Source organism: Gelidimonas denitrificans (assembly GCF_055694065.1).
The window spans coordinates 2,326,727-2,345,446 of sequence record NZ_CM146350.1 but is presented as its reverse complement, the minus strand read 5'-3'; the positions used below and the strand labels follow the sequence as shown (position 1 = coordinate 2,345,446).

Genomic DNA, 18,720 nt, shown 5'->3' with positions numbered 1-18,720 from the left:
GCAAGTACGTTTTCTTGCTGCCTTGCTATTGACTAGCGGCAAGGTGGAAAATAGTCAAGCATTATAACAAAGTCGGAAGCACTCATTAGCCTTTTGAAAGTGAAACAAAGTTAAAACATGGACGTTCAATCCCAATCTGCCCTAGACCAAGCTCCAGCCGATCATGTACATTCTTCCGGACCAAGCACAGCGTTGCCGTTGTCGGATATGGTGCAAGAAGCGCTTGCCATCACCCGGCGCGGTGCCGACGAACTGCTGATCGAAGCTGAATTCGCACAAAAACTGGCGCGCGCCGAACGCAGCGGCATACCGCTACGCATCAAGCTCGGGCTGGACCCGACCGCGCCCGACCTGCATCTGGGCCACACCGTGGTGCTGAACAAGATGCGCCAGTTGCAGGATCTGGGTCATAACGTGATTTTTTTGATCGGCGACTTCACTTCGATGATCGGCGACCCGTCCGGGCGCAACGTGACGCGCCCGCCGTTGACGAAAGAGCAGATCGAACAAAATGCGATGACGTACTTCAAGCAGGCCAGTCTGGTGCTGGATGCGGCCAGGACCGAAATCCGCTACAACTCCGAATGGTGCGACCCGTTGGGCGCGCGCGGCATGATCGAGCTGGCCTCGCATTCGACGGTGGCGCGGATGATGGAGCGCGACGATTTCAGCAAGCGCTTCAAGGCCAACACGCCAATTTCAGTGCATGAATTTCTGTACCCGCTGATGCAGGGATACGATTCGGTGGCCTTGAAAAGCGACCTCGAACTCGGCGGCACCGATCAGAAATTCAATCTGCTGGTCGGGCGCGAACTGCAAAAGGATTACGGCCAGGAGCCGCAGTGCATCCTGACCATGCCGCTGCTGGAAGGGCTGGACGGCATCGAAAAAATGTCGAAGTCGAAGAATAACTACATCGGCATCACCGAGCCGGCCAATACCATGTTCGCCAAGGTGATGAGCATTTCCGATGTAATGATGTGGCGTTATTACGAGCTGCTGTCGTTCCACTCGCTGGCTGAGATTGACGGCTTCAAGGATGTTGTCGCGGCCGGCAAGAATCCGCGTGATGTCAAAGTAACGCTGGCGCAGGAAATCGTGGCCCGCTTCCATTCGGCGCAGGCAGCCGTTGATGCGCTGGCCGATTTCGTCAACCGCTCCAAGGGCGGCATTCCGGACGACATTCCAGAAGTAGCATTGCGCGGCGCGCCGCTGGGCATCGGCCAGTTGCTGAAACAGGCCAATCTGTGCGCCTCTAGCTCGGAAGCGCTGCGCATGGTGGAGCAGGGCGGGGTGCGGATTGACGGCAACATGATTTCCGACAAAGGCTTGAAAGTCGAAGCTGGCACCATGGTGCTGCAAGTCGGCAAGCGCAAGTTTGCCCGCGTCACGCTGGCGTAGAAGTTGCCGCGATGATTGCATTGTTGCAGCGGGTCTCGCAGGCCCGGGTGGTGGTCGATCGGGTCACCGTCGGTGCCATCGATGCCGGGCTGATGGTATTGCTGTGCGCCGAGCGCGGCGACGGCATCAAGCAAGCCGATGCGCTGCTGGCCAAATTGATCGCCTACCGCGTGTTTTCCGACGATGCGGGTAAGATGAACCGGAGCCTGGCGCAAGTGCAGGGCGGTTTGTTGCTGGTGCCGCAATTCACGCTGGCAGCCGATACCAAATCCGGCACCCGGCCGTCGTTTACGCCAGCTGCAGCACCCGAAGAGGGCCGTCGTCTGTTCGATTATTTTGTGGCGCAGGCGCGCTTGCAGCATCCGCTGGTGGAAAGCGGGCGCTTTGGTGCCGACATGCAAGTTACGCTGACCAACGACGGGCCGGTAACATTTTGGCTGCAGGTCAAACCGGTTATTTGAAGCCTCTGCGTGATACTGATTTTATTTGGGGTATGCCATAAAATACTAGTTATTCCGCTGTATTTTAGTGTGATCATAAAAATACAGTAATAGGTATATTGGTATAAAGCAATCCAAACCTGGCAACGATAATGAAGGAGTAATCATGCAACTCTGGAGCGATTCATTCAAGGACGGTGGCGCCATTCCTGCCAAATTTGCATTTTGCAAAATCGATGCCAAGGCCCATGTCGCCTTGTCCGACAATAAAAATCCGCATCTGGGCTGGCGCGACGCGCCGCCCGACGCCCAGTCGCTGGTGGTGATTTGCCATGACCCCGATGCGCCTTCGCAAGGTGACGATGTGAATCAGCTGGGGCGCAAGGTTCCGGCCGATCTGCCGCGAGTCGATTTTTTCCACTGGGCCTTGGTTGATCTGCCGCCGAACATGCTGGCGATTGCCGAGGGCGAGTTCTGCGATGGCGTTCTGTCGCGCGGCAAGCCAGGGCCGGAAGCTCTGCGCGGGGCGCGCCAAGGTGTTAATGACTACACCGGCTGGTTCGCTGCCGACCAGGACATGGTAGGCGAATATTACGGTTACGACGGTCCTTGTCCGCCGTGGAACGATTCGATTGTGCATCACTATATTTTTACCGTGTATGCGCTGGATATCGTCCATTTGCTGGTCGAAGGTAGCTTTACCGCCCAGCAAGCGCTGGCGGCGATGGAAGGTCATATCCTGGCGCAAGCCAGCATCAGCGGCACCTACACGCTGTCGCCGGAACTGGCGGCTCCGTAGGATGGGTGAAACCCATCATGATCGGCCGCCAAATGTGATGGGTTTCACCCATCCCACGGCAAGAAAAATAAAGGAAGTATGGGCAAGAGTACTGAAATACTGCTGATCCGGCACGGCGAAACCGACTGGAATGCGACGAAGCGCCTGCAGGGGCATTGCGACATTGCGCTCAACACACAGGGCCAAGCACAAGCCGATGCGTTGGGGCAGGCGTTGCGCGATGAGTCGCTGGCGGCCATCATCAGCAGCGACTTGCAGCGAGCGCGGCAAACCGCGCAGGCGGTTGCCCGGCAGCAATCGGGATTAAAGTTCGAAGTCGTCTGCGACTCCGGCCTGCGCGAGCGCTGTTACGGCGCGTTCGAAGGCTTGTACTACAGCGAAATCAGCCAGCACTATCCGACCGCTTTTGCCGCTTGGCAAGCGCGCGATATCGACGCGGTTTTTCCGCCGGGGGCGCGTATCGGCGAGAGTTTCCGTAATTTCTATGCGCGCATCATGGTTGCCATACTGCATTGGGCGCGCCAATATCCGGGCCAAAAGATCGCGCTGGTGGCGCACGGCGGCGTGCTGGAATGCGCATACCGCGCCGCCTTGGCGCTGCCGCTTTCGGCACCGCGCAACTTCCCGATCTTGAATGCCAGCGTCAACCGCTTCCGCCTGGAAGCCGATACGCTGCGGCTGCTGTCCTGGGGCGAAGTTGCACACCTCGATGCGATGGCGCAAGACGAGGTTGATCAGCGCGTTCCCTGATTGTGCTTATTTTGTAAGCATAATTCGTATAGAATAGCGTCCCCCTAATCATTCCCTGTCGCCCATCGTGCATATCGGCCCTTATTTGCTGCGCAACAATGTATTCGTCGCGCCGATGGCGGGAGTGACCGATCGGCCGTTTCGCCAGTTGTGCAAGGAGCTCGGCGCCGGTTATGCGGTGTCCGAAATGGCGGCCTCGAACCCGAAGCTGTGGCAGACCGAAAAATCGTCGCGCCGCATCAATCACGCCGGCGAAATGGAGCCGAAAGCGGTCCAGATCGCCGGCGCTGATCCAACCATGCTGGCCGATTGCGCCAGGTTCAATGTCGAACGCGGGGCGCAGATCATCGATATCAACATGGGTTGCCCGGTGAAAAAAGTCTGCAGCAGTTGGTGCGGCTCGGCCTTGTTGCAGAATGAGAAACTGGTCGGACGGATTCTGGATGCAGTGGTGGCGGCGGTGGATGTGCCGGTGACGCTAAAGTTTCGTACTGGTTGGGATAGATCAAACAGGAATGCGCTGACGATTGCCAAAATGGCGGAGTCGGCCGGGATTGCGATGCTGACGCTGCATGGACGCACCCGCGCCGACGGTTATAGCGGCGCGGCGGAATATGACACGATTGCGGCGGTAAAAGCGGCGGTGTCGATTCCGGTGGTGGCTAACGGCGACATCACGACCCCGGAAAAAGCCCGCTTCGTGCTCGATGCCACCGGGGCCGATGCGGTGATGATAGGCCGCGCGGCGCAAGGCCGGCCGTGGATTTTCCGCGAGATCGAACATTTTTTACGCACTGGCAGCCATTTGCCGGCGCCGCTGGTGACCGAGGTGCAACCGCTGATGATCGCGCATTTGCGCGCCCACTATGCGTTTTACGGCGATTATCTGGGCGTGCGCACTGCCCGCAAGCATATCGGCTGGTATGTGCGCGATTTGCCCGGCGGTGAAGTTTTTCGCCAGAACATGAACCGGATCGAGTCAATTGAGGCGCAACTGGATGCGCTGAATACATTTTTTGACGCGCAATTGGCGTATGGCGAGCGGTTACAATATGGCCTCTCCGAACCCGCGCTGGCAGCTTGAAGCTGCATCAGAGTTCTTTTCAGTTCGAAATATTGCCGAGTATATGAAAAAATAAGGTGTTTTCCGCATATATTCATTGCGGCATTAAAAAATACACCCTGCGCTAGTTAAATTCAAATAAGTTATTCAAAAATATCAACACGTTAAAAGAAAAAGCATGAGCAAAGAAAGTATCCAGGAAGTCGTCCAGCACAGCCTTGAAAAATATTTCGACGACTTGGGCGAATTGCAACCGTCGAACGTGTACGACATGGTGGTTCTGAGCGTCGAAAAACCGATGTTGACGGTCGTGATGGCGCGTGCCGAAGGCAACCAGTCATCAGCCGCCGCCATGCTCGGCATCAACCGCAATACCTTGCGCAAGAAGCTGCAACAGCATGGGCTGTTGTAAGCCACAGGCGGATAACGTGAGGGGCGCGGATATCTTGCTGCCGCCTTCACCTTAGCCGCTTTGGCCACCCCGGCCACTTAGACCACTCCGGCCCCATAGACCATTACGGCCCATAGACCACTACGGCCGCTTCAGATTCAGAGAACCTCATCATGATCAAACAAGCACTCCTATCCGTTTCCGACAAAGCCGGCGTACTCGATTTCGCGCGCGCGTTGTCGGCTATGGGCGTCAATATCCTGTCCACCGGCGGCACCGCCAAACTGCTGGCCGACAATGGTGTGGCGGTGACCGAGGTGGCCGATTACACCGGCTTTCCCGAAATGCTGGATGGCCGCGTCAAGACGCTGCATCCTAAAGTGCACGGCGGCATCCTGGCGCGGCGCGATTTTCCCGAGCACGTAACCGCTCTGGCGCAGCACGGCATTCCGACCATCGACATGGTGGTGGTCAACCTGTACCCGTTCCAGCAAACCGTCGCCAAGCAAGAATGCTCGCTGGAAGATGCGATCGAGAACATCGACATCGGCGGCCCCACAATGCTGCGTTCCGCCGCCAAGAATCACAAAGACGTGATCGTCATTTGCGATCCGCTCGATTACAGCGCGGTACTCCTTGAGCTGAAAGCCGGCAACGGCGAAGTCAGCTACGACACCAAGTTCACATTAGCCAAGAAGGTATTCGCCCACACTGCGCAATACGACGGCGCAATCACCAATTACCTGACCAGTCTGGGTGCCGACAAGGCCCATGCAACCCGCAGCGCCTACCCGCAAACGCTCAACATCCATGCCGAAAAAGTGCAGGAAATGCGCTATGGCGAAAACCCGCACCAGTCCGCTGCGTTTTATCGCGACCTGAACCCGTTCGACGGTGCGCTGGCCAATTACACTCAGTTGCAGGGCAAGGAATTGTCGTACAACAATATCGGCGACGCCGATGCTGCCTGGGAATGCGTGAAAACCTTCGATGCCGCATCCAATTCTGCGGCCTGCGTGATTCTCAAACATGCCAATCCGTGTGGCGTGGCGGTCGGCGCCAACGCGCTGGAAGCCTATTCCAAGGCGTTGCAGACCGATCCGACTTCGGCCTTCGGCGGCATCATCGCCTTCAATTGCGCCTGTGACGGCAAGGCGGCCGAGGCGATTGCCAAGCAATTCGTCGAAGTGGTGATCGCGCCCTCGTTCACAGCCGAAGCAAAACAGATTTTTGCCGCGAAACAGAACGTGCGCCTGCTGGAAATCCCACTCGGCACCAGCTTGAATCCATTCGAAATCAAACGCGTCGGCGGCGGCTTGCTGGTGCAATCGCCGGACGCCAAGAATGTCGGCATTGCCGATATCAAGGTCGTCAGCACGCTGCAACCGACGCCGCAGCAAATGCAAGACATGCTATTCGCCTGGCGCGTCGCCAAGTTTGTCAAATCCAACGCGATCGTATTTTGTGCCAACGGCATGACTTTGGGCGTCGGTGCTGGACAGATGAGTCGGGTCGATTCGGCGCGTATCGCTTCCATCAAGGCGCAGAACGCCGGCCTGTCGCTGATCGGGTCCGCCGTGGCGTCGGATGCATTCTTCCCGTTTCGCGATGGCCTGGATGTCGTCATCGACGCCGGCGCGACGTGCGTGATTCAACCGGGTGGCTCGATGCGCGATCAGGAAGTGATCGACGCTGCCAATGAACGGGGCGTCGTCATGCTGTACACCGGCATCCGTCATTTCCGTCATTAATTTAATCCCATTCCATGGAGTTAAACCTGCCTGCGTCATTTGTGCAGCCCATGATTTATCTGGGGCTGCTGCTGGGCATCCTGGTGGTGCCGAAAGCGCTGCAGCGCTTTCGCATCCCGGGACCTGTTACCTGCCTGTTCTTCGGCATCGTGGTTTCTCTGTGGGGTGGCGATTACCAGCATGACAAAACTCTGGTGCTGCTGTCGGTATTTGGTATCGCATCCTTGTTTCTGTTCGCCGGCCTCGAAGTCAGCCTGAGCGACCTGGTTAAGCACAAATGGCCAATTTTTACCCATTTGTTGCTGACGCTGTTGATCGTGACTGCCTGCACCTTGCTCGGCATGCGATTTCTTGCGCTGTCGTGGCAGGCAGCAACGCTGGTGGCGCTGGCGCTATTCATCCCGTCGACCGGTTTCATCCTGGATTCGCTATCGCAATTCGGCCTGAGCGACTCGGAGCGATTCTGGGTCACGCTCAAAGCCATTACCAGCGAACTGCTGGCGCTGGCGTTGATGTTCATCGCACTGCAATCGGATTCGGTTACGCATCTGGCGCTGTCGTTCGGCATCATGCTGGCGATGGTCGTCATCATGCCTTTCCTGTTCTTGTTGTTCGGCCGCATCGTGCTGCCGTATGCGCCCGGTTCGGAATTTACTTTCCTGGTGCTGATGGGCGTGATTGCAGCCTCGATTACCAAGGAACTCGGCGTGTATTACCTCGTCGGGGCATTTTTGGCTGGCTTCCTGGCGCGTCAGTTGCGCGAGCGCATGCCTTCGCTGGTGTCCGACAGCATGATGCATGCGGTGAAGCTGTTTTCTTCCTTCTTCGTGCCGTTCTATTTTTTTCATGGCGGCATCGGTGTGCCTACCGAAGCCTTGGGTTGGCAGGCGCTGTTGCTGGGGATTGGCATCACCGCCGTGGTACTGCCGCTACGGGTGCTGATCGTATGGGGACAACGGCGCGCCATTTTCAATGAAACTTTCCGCAGCAGTCTGCATGTGTCGATCACTTTGATGCCGACCCTGATCTTTACTTTGGTATTGGCGGGCATCTTGCGCGAGCGTTTTGCGGTGCCGGATACTTTGTACGGGGCCTTGCTGGTGTATGCGGTGCTGACCACGATTCTGCCTTCTTTCCTGTTGCCGAAAGCGATCGATTTCGATGCGCCGTCGGATTTCAATGCGGTTGAGTTGCGCCGGATTCCAGTGCCGCCGGCTGACCAGGCCTGAAATGCGCATCCTCGGCATTGACCCCGGCCTGCGCATCACCGGTTTTGGCATCATTCACAAGCAGGGCAACAAACTCGCCTATATCGCCTCCGGCACCATCAAGACCGCCGATGCCAGTCTGCCGGAGCGTCTGAAAGTCATCTTCGATAGCGTCGCCAAAGTGATTGCGACTTACCAGCCGGACTGTGCGGCGATCGAAAAGGTATTCGTCAACGTCAATCCGCAATCGACTCTGTTGCTCGGGCAAGCCCGTGGCGCGGCGATTTGCGCGCTGGTCAGCGCCGACCTGGCGGTGGCCGAATACACCGCGCTGCAACTCAAGCAAGCGGTAGTCGGCCATGGCAAGGCCAAGAAAGAGCAGGTGCAGGATATGGTGCAGCGCTTGCTGCTGTTGCCCGGCCTGCCGGGGCCGGACGCAGCCGATGCGCTGGGGGTGGCGATTTGCCATGCGCACAGCGGAGAAACGCTGGCGATGTTGGGCAAGCTGGCGCCGGCATTAGCCAAGCGCGGCCTGCGGGTCAAAGGCGGACGGCTGGTGGGCTGAAGCGTCGTTCCGGCGTAATTTTGACGCTTTAGTCCTACTGTGTATTCATACAGTTTATTTGCGCTGGCTATGGTCTGTGCAGTATGATTCTTTCCAATTTCCTTCGTTATTCTTGTTCTTTTTCCACCCGTTTTCGAAAGCACTTCTCATGATAGGTCGTCTTTCCGGTATTTTGCTCGAAAAAAATCCACCCCAGTTATTGATGGATTGCAACGGCGTCGGCTACGAAGTCAGCGTACCGATGAGCACCTTTTACAACCTGCCAGCGCTGGGCGAGAAGGTGGTGCTGCTGACCCATCTGACGGTGCGCGAAGATGCGCACCTGTTATATGGTTTCGGCAGCACCGAAGAGCGCACTGTCTTCAAGCAATTGATCAAGATTACCGGCGTCGGCGCGCGCATGGCGCTGTCGATCTTGTCCGGCATGTCGGTGGCCGACCTGGCGCAAGCCATCACGCTGCAGGAAGCCGGTCGCCTGACGCGGGTGCCGGGCATCGGCAAGAAAACCGCCGAACGGCTGCTGCTGGAATTAAAGGGCAAACTCGGCGCCGATCTCGGCGCTGCCGGCGGCATATTGGTGGCCGACTCGGCCAGCGATATCCTCAACGCGCTGCTGGCGCTGGGTTATTCGGACAAGGAAGCGCTGCAAGCGACCAAGCAAATTCCGGCTGGCAGCGGCGTCTCGGATGGCATCAAGCTAGCCTTGAAATCTCTCTCCAAGGGTTAAAAGTCTTCCATGAGCATCCAGACCGACAGTTTTACCGAACAGCGCATCATCGCCGCCACGCCCGTCTCGCATGTCGAGGAGGCGATGGAACGCGCGTTGCGCCCCAAGCAACTGGACGAATATGTCGGCCAGGAAAAAATTCGCGGTCAGCTTGAAATTTTCATCACGGCCGCCCGCAACCGCAGCGAAGCCCTTGACCACACGCTGCTGTTCGGCCCGCCGGGCTTGGGCAAGACTACGCTGGCACACATCATCGCGCGCGAGATGGGGGTCAATCTGCGCCAGACTTCCGGCCCGGTGCTGGAGCGTCCCGGCGACCTGGCGGCGATTTTGACCAACCTGGAAGCCAACGACGTGCTGTTCATCGACGAAATCCATCGGCTGTCGCCGGTAGTGGAGGAAATCCTGTACCCGGCGCTTGAGGATTACCAGATCGACATCATGATCGGCGAAGGTCCGGCTGCGCGCAGCGTGAAGCTCGATTTGCAGCCGTTTACGCTGGTGGGCGCGACCACCCGTGCCGGCATGCTGACCAATCCTTTACGCGACCGTTTCGGCATCGTCGCCCGGCTGGAATACTATACCGCGGCCGAATTGACGCGGATTGTGCTGCGCAGCGCATCGTTGCTGAAGGCGCCGATCGAGGACGATGGCGCGTTCGAGATCGCCAAGCGTTCGCGCGGCACGCCGCGCATCGCCAACCGCCTGCTGCGCCGGGTGCGCGACTATGCCGAAGTCAAGGGCAATGGCGATATCACCGGAAGTATCGCCGACGCGGCGCTGGTCATGCTCGATGTCGATAAGGTCGGTTTTGATGTGATGGATCGCAAGCTGCTGGAAGCGGTGCTGTTCAAGTTCGGCGGCGGCCCGGTAGGGGTCGACAATCTGGCGGCTGCTCTCAGCGAAGAGCGCGACACGATTGAAGATGTGCTGGAACCGTACCTGATACAGCAAGGTTTCCTGCAGCGCACCCCGCGCGGGCGCATCGCCACGCCCGCCGCCTACGCCCACTTCGGCATCGCCGCACCCAGCGTCGGGCCGAACGGCGAGCAATGGGCTGCGATGGAACGGCCTGAATCCTGATACTGCGGTTTGTATTATTCACGCCGCACTGAAATAATGCGGGAAACTGCCATTTTTTGATGATACTCCCAGTATTATTTTTACGTAGAGACGGACTCTAAACCTCCCTTGATTTTATATTCGCGCCAGTGACGAGTTTGAAACCGGCCTCTACGCCGCGCTCCTGTTCCTGCCGCCGGACAGCTGGCGTACATGGTTGGCTAAATAGTCACGTTTTTTATTAGTTACCGTATCGCCGCTCTTGCATAAACTCGCAATGACGCTGAGAATATAAGTCCTAGCAGTGTTTGACTTAAAAATCAATGCCATGTTGATGTCTTCCCTCGCCAACCGTTACGCCCATCAATTATTGGATGCGCGCGCCATGTCGCGGCTGATTGCTCCGTTGTCGTCCGACGCCAGTCTGTCGCTGCAAGATGCCTACGATATTGCGTACAGCATCAGTAGCGCCCGCATTGCTCAGGGCGAAACTATCATCGGGCGCAGGATTGGCTTCATCGACCGCAAGCTCGGCCCCGCACACAGCCCGAGCGTCACCAGCGGCACGCTGATCTGGGCTCCGCTGTTCGATGCCACCGTGCGCACCTCGAAAAAGAATCATGGCGTCCAGAGCCTGGCCGGCGCTTTGCAGCCGCGTCTGGAAGCGTCGGTGGTATTTCGTCTGGGCCGTACCCCGGAAGCAGATGCCGACCTGGATGCGCTGGTTGATTGCATCGAATGGATGGCGCACGGCCTGGAAATTGTCATCTGTCCATACCCGGACTGGAAATTTACCGCAGTCGATGCGATTGCCGCTTTCGGCCTGCACGGCGCGCTGCTGATCGGCGAAACGCGTCTGTTGTCGTCGGCATCACGCCGCAATCTGGCCCTGATGCTGTCTCATGCCAGCGTCTCGCTATCCTGCGGCGGTTGGTTGCGCGCCGCCGGTTATAGTTCGGATGTGATGGGTAGTCCGGTGCATGCGCTGTTGCATCTGCACCAGCAATTGCAGATGCAGCCACAGAGCGCGCCATTGCGGGCCGGGGAAATCGTCGCCACCGGCGCTTGGGCCGCAGCTATCCCGATCGAGGCCGGGCAGACCTGGTCCACCGCGTTTTCAGCCGTGGACCTGGCGGGGATGGGTATCACTTTCGTCTGATTGCGTACTGAAGCGCCGAGCGTTTGCTCGGCTCTCCCGGATTATTCAATCGGCAGTTTGGCACACTGTTCGCGCAGTTTTTCCAGGGTCGAGGAAAAATTGGACAAGCGTTCTTTCTCCTGCGCAACTATGGCTACCGGAGCGCGAGCGACGAAGCTTTCATTGGCCAGTTTGGTGTTGATCTTGCCGATTTCGCCTTCCAGCCGCGCTATTTCCTTGTTCAGACGCTCGCGCTCGGCGGCAACGTCGATTTCCACCTTCAGCATCAGCTTGACCGTACCGACGATGGATACCGGTGCCGGCGATTCCGGCAGCGCATCCACCACCAGCACTTCGGACAGTTTGCCCAGCGCCTGCAAATACGGTGCGAACGATTGCAGCTGCGCCTTGCCTTCTGCATCGGCAGCTTCCATGATCAGCGGCACGCGCAGTGCCGGCGACAATTGCATCTCGCCGCGCAGGTTGCGGCAGGCGTCGGTCATTGCCTTAAGTTGCGTCATCCAGCCTTCGGCCTGTTCATCGATTTTTTGCGGTTGTGGCAGCGGATAGGCTTGCAGCATGATGCTGTCGCCGGCCGGATTCAGCACTTTGCCGGCCAGCGGCGCTACCGTTTGCCACAACGCCTCGGTGATGAACGGGATGATCGGATGCGCCATGCGGAGTACCGTTTCCAGCACCCGCAGCAAAGTGCGGCGGGTGGCGCGCTGCTGCGCTTCTGTGCCGTGCTGAACCTGTACCTTGGCCACTTCCAGATACCAGTCGCAATATTCGTCCCAGACGAACTTGTAGATGCTGGAGGCGATATTGTCGAAGCGGTAATCGGCGAAACCTTTTTCGATGTCGGCCTCGGTGCGCTGCAGTTGCGACACGATCCAGCGGTCGGCTTGCGAGAAGTCGAGATAATCGTCCTTGCAGACGCCGTCGACTTGGCTCTCAAGCCCGCAATCTTGCCCTTGGGTATTCATCAGCACGAAGCGGGTGGCGTTCCACAGTTTGTTGCAGAAATTGCGGTAGCCATCGCAGCGACCGAGGTCGAAGTTGATATTCCGCCCGAGCGACGCGTAACTCGCCATCGTGAAGCGCAGCGCATCGGTGCCGTAGGCCGGGATGCCGCCGGCAAATTCTTTGCGGGTGGCTTTCGCGATGCTGTCGGCTTGCTTCGGATTCATCAGGCCGGTGGTGCGCTTGGCAACTAGCGACTCGACATCGATGCCGTCGATCAGGTCGATCGGGTCGAGCGTATTGCCCTTCGATTTCGACATCTTCTGGCCGCTGGAGTCGCGCACCAGCCCATGCACGTACACGGTATTGAACGGCACTTTTCCAGTGAAATGGGTGGTCATCATCACCATCCGCGCAACCCAGAAGAAGATGATGTCGAAGCCGGTCACCAGCACCGATGACGGCATGAACATTTTGTAGTCTGGCGTTTCTTCCGGCCAGCCTAGCGTGGAAAACGGCACCAGCGCGGAAGAGAACCAGGTATCGAGCACGTCTTCGTCGCGGGTGATTTTTTTGTCGCCGGCCTGGGCTTGCGCTTCGGCTTCGGTTTTGGCGACATAAATCTTGCCGTCTTCGTCATACCAGGCCGGAATCTGGTGGCCCCACCACAGTTGGCGCGAGATGCACCAGTCCTGGATGTTGTTGAGCCACTGGTTGTAAGTGGTGGTCCAGTTTTCCGGCACCATCTTGATTTCACCGCTGGCGACTTTTTCCAGCGCCACTTCGGCAATCGATTTGCCGGGGAAATGGGTGCCTTCCGGCGCGGCCTTGCTCATCGCGACGAACCACTGGTCGGTCAGCATCGGCTCGATCACCACGCCGGTACGGTCGCCGCGTGGCACCATCAACTTGTGCGGCTTGACGGATTCCAGCAAGCCTTGGGCGTCGAGGTCGGCGACGATTTGCTTGCGTGCAACGAAGCGGTCCATGCCCTGGTAAGTAGTTGGACCGTATTCGTTAATTTTCGCGTCCAGCGTCAGGATGCTGATTTTTTCCAGATTGTGGCGCTGGCCGACTTGATAATCGTTGAAGTCGTGCGCCGGCGTGATCTTCACGCAACCGGTGCCGAATTCCTTATCCACGTATTCATCCTTGATGATCGGGATTTCACGGCCACACAGAGGCAACACCAGCATCTTGCCGACCAGGTGGGCGTAACGCTCATCAGTCGGGTCGACCGCCACCGCGACGTCGCCCAGCATGGTTTCAGGTCGCGTGGTGGCAACCGTCAAGTGGCCGGAACCGTCGGCCAGCGGGTAGCGGATGTACCACATGCTGCCGTCTTCTTCTTCCGACACCACTTCCAGGTCGGACACTGCAGTGCCCAGCACCGGATCCCAGTTCACCAGCCGCTTGCCGCGATAGATCAAGCCTTGTTCGAACAGACGCACGAAGACATCGGTTACCGTCTTGGAGCGCGGCTCGTCCATCGTGAAATATTCGCGCTTCCAGTCGGCTGACGCGCCCAGGCGGCGCATCTGGCCGGTGATGCTGGAGCCGGATTTTTCTTTCCATTCCCACACTTTTTCCAGGAATTTGGCGCGGCCCAGGTCGTGACGCGATATTTTCTGCGCATCGAGTTGGCGTTCCACCACGATCTGGGTTGCGATGCCGGCGTGATCGGTGCCCGGAATCCAGGCGGTATTGAAGCCGCGCATGCGGTGGTAGCGCGTCAAGCCGTCCATGATGGTCTGGTTGAACGCGTGTCCCATGTGCAGGGTGCCCGTCACGTTCGGCGGCGGTAGCTGGATCGAGAATGAGGGTTTGCCCGCATCCATTGTCGCGGCAAAGTAGCCGCGCTGTTCCCACTCTGTGCGCCAGAACTGTTCAATGTCGGCGGGCTCGAAAGACTTGGCTAATTCCATGATTTGGCGTGTGAGTTTGCGTAAATGCGCATTATAAAGGTTAGGAGCCTGTCGGATTGAGTGAGCGTCGGATAGAAAATGCGCTGAACCTTTCTTTTAGGCTATATTGCAATGAGGCACTGATGTAGAATAATCGCGCCAATATCAACTAAGAACTGCCATGACACTGGATGGAACCGTAAAAAAGCTGCTTATCGTGGACGATAGCAAGGTATCAAGAATGATTATTCGGGCCCACGTGCTGGCACAGCGTCCGGCCTGGATTATTTCCGAGGCGGCTAGCGGTACGGACGCGATTGCGCTGGTAGATCAGGATGTACCTGACTATTGCACCATGGATATCAACATGCCGGGGATTTCCGGCCACGAGGCGGCAGAGCGGATTCTGGCCAAATATCCGGCGCTGCGGATGGTAATGTTCTCGGCCAATATCCAGGAAGCCAATCATGCCCGCGCCAGTTTGCTGGGCATCATTTTTGTTGCCAAGCCAGTTACGGAAAAGTCCATCGCCCAGGCCTTGGGTCATTTTGCAGGCGCCCAGTGACCCTACTCTCCAATTTGCATCTGGACGCACTGACCGAAATATTCAATGTCGGTGCCGGTCGCGCCGCATCCAGTCTGAGCGAGATTGTCGGTGACGAAGTCAAACTGTCGGTGCCGTCGATAGAAATCATCAAGTCGGATGAAGCCGATGCCAGGTTGTTGGCGCAGGGCGATGTCAAGTTCAGCGCGGTCAGCCAGCATTTCAGCGGCCCGTTTGATGCCGATGCAGTGCTGTTGTTTACCGAAGAAAACACTCTCGAAATCGTGCGCGACATGATGGGCTCGCAAATGAGCCTGGAAGAGTTGGCCGACTTCGAGCAGGAAGCCATGTGCGAGCTTGGCAACATCATTTTGAATGCCTGCCTGTCGGCGATGGCCGATATGCTCAGCATTAGCATGGACAGCTCGCTGCCCAGCTACACGGTCGAATCGCTGCACGATATTTTGCACAGGATTACCGATAACAGCGATCAACCCTATATTCTGTTGCTGCATATCGATCTGGCGATCGAGAAACGGCATACTGAGGGTCACCTTATTTTTCTGCTGAGTTCGACTTCGCTCGGTAACCTGGTGACGCAAATTCAACGCTTTATCGACGGCCTGTGATGAACGCAACCGAGCCAAACCGCTTTGATATCGAGCTACTTTTCAATGCAGTCAATCTCGGCTTGATCATTGTCGATGCCAACGGCAATATCCTGCTGTGGAACCAATGGATCATCAAGCGCAGCAATATTAATCTTGCCGACGCCCTCAATGCGCAATTGGCCGGCGTGTTTGCAGAACCATTGACGCCGGCATTTCTGGCTGCGATCAAAAATACGCTGACCTACGGCATGCCCGCAGTGCTATCGAATGCGCTGCATCGCTGCCCGTTGCCGCTATACGACAGCGCCGAGATGCAGCAATCCGGGGTCCGGATGCATCAATCCATTACGATCACGCCGATTCTCTCCCGCTTGGGCGAGCGTTGTTGCCTGATTCAGGTGAGCGACTCCAGCACTTCGATCAAGCGTGAAAAAGTGTTGCGCTCGCATTCAGAGACATTGCGGCTGGAAACCATCACAGATAGCCTGACCGGAATTTATAACCGGCGCTTTTTCGATGGGCACTACAAGATCGCGCTGGGTCATGCCAAAAGGGAAAATCAGCCACTGTCGGTGTTCGTGGTGGATATCGACCACTTCAAGGAATATAACGATTACTACGGGCATATCGAAGGCGACCGGGCGCTGCGGCGGGTAGCTAGGGCTTTGAAGTCGCAGTTGTCGCGTGCTACCGACGTGGCGGCGCGTTATGGCGGCGAGGAATTCGTGCTGGTATTGCCCAGCCTATCCCAGACAAGTGCTGCCGATTTTGCCGAAAAACTCCGATGTGCGATATTGAATCTGGCCATACCCCTCAACAAATCCAGTACGTCCGATCTGCTCACTGTCAGCATCGGTTTCTGCACTTTCGTGCCGGACACCGATTGCGACCCGACTCAACTGCTCGACAGTGCCGACGCAGCGCTGTTCCGCGCTAAACAAACAGGCCGCAACCAAGCTGTTGCTTTCACGCTTGGCACGGAAAACAAGCAGGCCGTTGAGTAAATCGAAAGCCCAATCATCCTGAAAACGCTATAATTCAAACCGCGCTGCCGCCAAGGCAGCGCAATGCTAGGGGTCCTGATTGTCGCAAGAAGTTGCGGCAATCGGGTGAGAAACACCCTCCGAACCTGATCTGGATAATGCCAGCGAAGGGAAGCTTGAGAGATTTCACAAGGTGATTCCACCTTTGCCGCTCCAACCTCCTTTGCTGGCTTCTTTAAGCAATACAAAGGAGCCAAAATGAACGCCAATCCGAAATTCCTGTCCGCTACCGCGTTGGTAGATGCCGCCGCAATCCAGCCGCTGCCGAATTCCAGCAAAGTCTACATCGCCGGTTCGCGTCCCGATATCCGGGTGCCGATGCGCAGGATCAGCCAATCCGATACCGAAGCCTCATTCGGTGCAGAAAAAAATCCGCCGATTTATGTATATGACACTTCCGGGCCGTATTCCGATCCGGCTGCCAATATCGACATTCGCTCCGGCCTGGAATCGGTACGCGGCCCATGGATTGCCGAGCGCGCCGATACTGAGGAATTATCCGGCCCCAGCTCGGCGTATGGCGTTGAACGCCTGAACGACCCGGCGCTGGCCGAGTTGCGCTTCAACCTGCAGCGCAAGCCGCGCCGCGCCAAATCCGGTAAAAATGTCACACAGATGCATTACGCCAGGCAAGGCATCATCACGCCCGAAATGGAATTCGTCGCCATCCGGGAAAACCTGCGCCGGCGCGAATACCTGGAAGAACTGAAAGCCTCCGGCCCGATGGGCAACCGGCTGGCCGATTTGATGGGTCGCCAGCATCCGGGCCAGTCGTTCGGCGCGTCAATTCCAGCCGAAATCACGCCGGAATTCGTGCGCGATGAAATCGCCCGCGGTCGCGCGATCATCCCCGCCAACATCAACCATCCGGAAATCGAGCCGATGATCATCGGCCGCAATTTTCTGGTCAAGATCAACGCCAACATCGGCAATTCGGCGGTCACCTCCAGCATCGGCGAAGAAGTCGAAAAGATGACCTGGGCGATCCGCTGGGGCGGCGACAACGTGATGGACTTGTCTACCGGCAAGCACATCCACGAAACCCGCGAGTGGATCATCCGCAACAGCCCGGTGCCGATCGGCACCGTGCCGATCTATCAGGCGCTGGAAAAGGTCAACGGCCGTGCCGAAGACCTGACCTGGGAAATCTTCCGCGACACGCTGATCGAGCAGGCCGAGCAGGGCGTCGATTACTTCACGATCCACGCCGGCGTCTTGCTGCGCTATGTGCCGATGACCGCCTCGCGCCTGACCGGCATCGTCTCGCGCGGCGGCTCGATCATGGCCAAGTGGTGCCTGGCGCATCACGAGGAATCGTTCCTGTACACGCATTTTGAGGACATCTGCCTGATCATGAAAGCCTACGACGTGGCGTTCTCGCTCGGCGACGGCCTGCGTCCCGGTTCGATCTACGACGCCAACGACGAAGCGCAACTGGGCGAGCTGAAAACCTTGGGCGAACTGACGCAAATCGCCTGGAAGCACGACGTGCAAGTGATGATCGAAGGCCCCGGCCATGTGCCGCTGCACCTGATCAAGGAAAACATGGACCTGCAGCTGGAGCAGTGTTTTGAGGCGCCGTTCTACACGCTGGGGCCGTTGACCACCGACATCGCACCGGGTTATGACCACATCACGTCCGGCATCGGCGCGGCGACCATCGGCTGGTACGGCACCGCGATGCTGTGCTACGTGACGCCGAAAGAACATCTGGGCTTGCCCAACAAAGCCGACGTCAAGGACGGCATCATTACCTACAAGATCGCGGCCCATGTCGCCGATTTGGCCAAGGGCCACCCGGGCGCGCAAATCCGCGACAATGCCTTGTCCAAGGCACGATTCGAATTCCGCTGGGACGACCAGTTCAACATCGGCCTCGACCCCGACAAGGCGCGCGAATTCCACGATGAAACTTTGCCCAAGGATTCGGCTAAAGTGGCACACTTCTGCTCGATGTGCGGGCCGCATTTCTGCTCGATGAAAATCACCCAGGAAGTACGCGAATACGCGGCCAATCAAGGCATCAGCGAAATCGCCGCTCTGAAGCAAGGAATGGAAGTCAAGTCGGTCGAGTTCATCAAAAACGGCGCAGAAATTTACCGCAAGCAATGAAATTTGGAGCGAGGTTGCAATGATCGAAATCGAACTCAACGGCGTGCCGCATCCGGTGCCCGCCGCGCACAGTCTGGAAGCGCTGATAGCGTCGCTGGATTTGGCCGGCAAGGGCGTGGCTGTAGCGGTGAATCGCGAAATAGTGCCGCGCCAGCAATGGCCGCAACGGTGGTTGCAGCCGCAAGACCGGGTCGATATCGTGAAGGCAATTGGCGGCGGGTAACCTGTAGCGTGGGCAGGGCTGCCCA

Annotated in this window: 18 protein-coding genes and 1 riboswitch; of the genes, 17 read left to right on the top strand and 1 reads right to left on the bottom strand. The window is 57.6% G+C overall.

Features of this window, described 5'->3' with window-relative positions; all coding sequences use genetic code 11:
* Window positions 1-117 precede the first annotated feature (117 nt).
* The 12 genes from tyrS (at window position 118) to FKCLFG_RS10850 (ending at window position 11,316) form a co-directional block, all read left to right on the top strand.
* Window positions 118-1,401 carry a tyrosine--tRNA ligase gene (gene tyrS, locus FKCLFG_RS10905; RefSeq protein ID WP_472613114.1) on the top strand — a complete coding sequence of 428 codons (1,284 nt, stop codon included), beginning with the start codon at window positions 118-120 and terminating at the stop codon, window positions 1,399-1,401.
* An 11-nt stretch (window positions 1,402-1,412) separates the two neighbouring features.
* Window positions 1,413-1,862 carry a D-aminoacyl-tRNA deacylase gene (gene dtd / locus FKCLFG_RS10900; RefSeq protein ID WP_472613113.1) on the top strand — a complete coding sequence of 150 codons (450 nt, stop codon included), beginning with the start codon at window positions 1,413-1,415 and terminating at the stop codon, window positions 1,860-1,862.
* Between the two features lie 145 nt (window positions 1,863-2,007).
* Complete coding sequence (locus FKCLFG_RS10895; RefSeq protein ID WP_472613112.1) at window positions 2,008-2,640, top strand: YbhB/YbcL family Raf kinase inhibitor-like protein; 633 nt, start codon at window positions 2,008-2,010, stop codon at window positions 2,638-2,640.
* 78 nt (window positions 2,641-2,718) lie between these two features.
* Window positions 2,719-3,390, top strand: a complete 672-nt coding sequence (locus tag FKCLFG_RS10890) for a histidine phosphatase family protein (protein WP_472613111.1) — start codon at window positions 2,719-2,721, stop codon at window positions 3,388-3,390.
* Window positions 3,391-3,457: 67 nt separating this feature from the next.
* Window positions 3,458-4,474 (top strand): tRNA dihydrouridine synthase DusB, encoded by a 1,017-nt coding sequence (gene dusB / locus FKCLFG_RS10885; protein WP_472613110.1) that lies wholly within the window; start codon window positions 3,458-3,460, stop codon window positions 4,472-4,474.
* 157 nt (window positions 4,475-4,631) lie between these two features.
* Window positions 4,632-4,865 (top strand): Fis family transcriptional regulator, encoded by a 234-nt coding sequence (locus tag FKCLFG_RS10880; protein WP_472613109.1) that lies wholly within the window; start codon window positions 4,632-4,634, stop codon window positions 4,863-4,865.
* A gap of 152 nt (window positions 4,866-5,017) precedes the next feature.
* Window positions 5,018-6,595 (top strand): bifunctional phosphoribosylaminoimidazolecarboxamide formyltransferase/IMP cyclohydrolase, encoded by a 1,578-nt coding sequence (gene purH, locus FKCLFG_RS10875; protein ID WP_472613108.1) that lies wholly within the window; start codon window positions 5,018-5,020, stop codon window positions 6,593-6,595.
* 14 nt (window positions 6,596-6,609) lie between these two features.
* Window positions 6,610-7,824 carry a cation:proton antiporter gene (locus FKCLFG_RS10870; RefSeq protein ID WP_472613107.1) on the top strand — a complete coding sequence of 405 codons (1,215 nt, stop codon included), beginning with the start codon at window positions 6,610-6,612 and terminating at the stop codon, window positions 7,822-7,824.
* 1 nt (window position 7,825) lies between these two features.
* Window positions 7,826-8,368, top strand: coding sequence for a crossover junction endodeoxyribonuclease RuvC (gene ruvC / locus FKCLFG_RS10865; protein ID WP_472613106.1), 543 nt, complete (start codon window positions 7,826-7,828; stop codon window positions 8,366-8,368).
* Window positions 8,369-8,516: 148 nt separating this feature from the next.
* A complete protein-coding gene (gene ruvA, locus FKCLFG_RS10860) occupies window positions 8,517-9,095 on the top strand; it encodes a Holliday junction branch migration protein RuvA (protein WP_472613105.1) in 579 nt (192 codons plus the stop codon).
* A 9-nt stretch (window positions 9,096-9,104) separates the two neighbouring features.
* Entirely contained in the window at window positions 9,105-10,178 is a 1,074-nt protein-coding gene (gene ruvB / locus FKCLFG_RS10855) for a Holliday junction branch migration DNA helicase RuvB (protein ID WP_472613104.1), read from the top strand.
* A 307-nt stretch (window positions 10,179-10,485) separates the two neighbouring features.
* Window positions 10,486-11,316, top strand: coding sequence for a 2-keto-4-pentenoate hydratase (locus FKCLFG_RS10850; RefSeq protein WP_472613103.1), 831 nt, complete (start codon window positions 10,486-10,488; stop codon window positions 11,314-11,316).
* A 41-nt stretch (window positions 11,317-11,357) separates the two neighbouring features.
* Here FKCLFG_RS10850 and FKCLFG_RS10845 read toward each other — a convergent pair whose 3' ends face one another.
* Window positions 11,358-14,183, bottom strand: coding sequence for a valine--tRNA ligase (locus FKCLFG_RS10845; RefSeq protein ID WP_472613102.1), 2,826 nt, complete (start codon window positions 14,181-14,183; stop codon window positions 11,358-11,360).
* Window positions 14,184-14,343: 160 nt separating this feature from the next.
* Here FKCLFG_RS10845 and FKCLFG_RS10840 point away from each other — a divergent pair, with 160 nt between their 5' ends.
* The 5 genes from FKCLFG_RS10840 (at window position 14,344) to thiS (ending at window position 18,695) form a co-directional block, all read left to right on the top strand.
* Window positions 14,344-14,727 carry a response regulator transcription factor gene (locus FKCLFG_RS10840; RefSeq protein ID WP_472613101.1) on the top strand — a complete coding sequence of 128 codons (384 nt, stop codon included), beginning with the start codon at window positions 14,344-14,346 and terminating at the stop codon, window positions 14,725-14,727.
* Window positions 14,724-15,335: a chemotaxis protein CheC gene (locus tag FKCLFG_RS10835; RefSeq protein WP_472613100.1), complete on the top strand. Its 612-nt coding sequence runs from the start codon at window positions 14,724-14,726 to the stop codon at window positions 15,333-15,335. The genes FKCLFG_RS10840 and FKCLFG_RS10835 overlap by 4 nt, the downstream gene beginning before the upstream one ends.
* Window positions 15,335-16,321 carry a sensor domain-containing diguanylate cyclase gene (locus FKCLFG_RS10830; RefSeq protein WP_472613099.1) on the top strand — a complete coding sequence of 329 codons (987 nt, stop codon included), beginning with the start codon at window positions 15,335-15,337 and terminating at the stop codon, window positions 16,319-16,321. The genes FKCLFG_RS10835 and FKCLFG_RS10830 overlap by 1 nt, the downstream gene beginning before the upstream one ends.
* Before the next feature lie 58 nt (window positions 16,322-16,379).
* Window positions 16,380-16,490, top strand: a riboswitch (TPP riboswitch).
* Between the two features lie 68 nt (window positions 16,491-16,558).
* Window positions 16,559-18,472 (top strand): phosphomethylpyrimidine synthase ThiC, encoded by a 1,914-nt coding sequence (thiC, locus tag FKCLFG_RS10825; protein WP_472613098.1) that lies wholly within the window; start codon window positions 16,559-16,561, stop codon window positions 18,470-18,472.
* A gap of 19 nt (window positions 18,473-18,491) precedes the next feature.
* The gene (thiS, locus tag FKCLFG_RS10820; protein ID WP_472613097.1) at window positions 18,492-18,695 is read left to right on the top strand and encodes a sulfur carrier protein ThiS; all 204 of its coding nucleotides are present in this window, start codon (window positions 18,492-18,494) and stop codon (window positions 18,693-18,695) included.
* Window positions 18,696-18,720 lie beyond the last annotated feature (25 nt).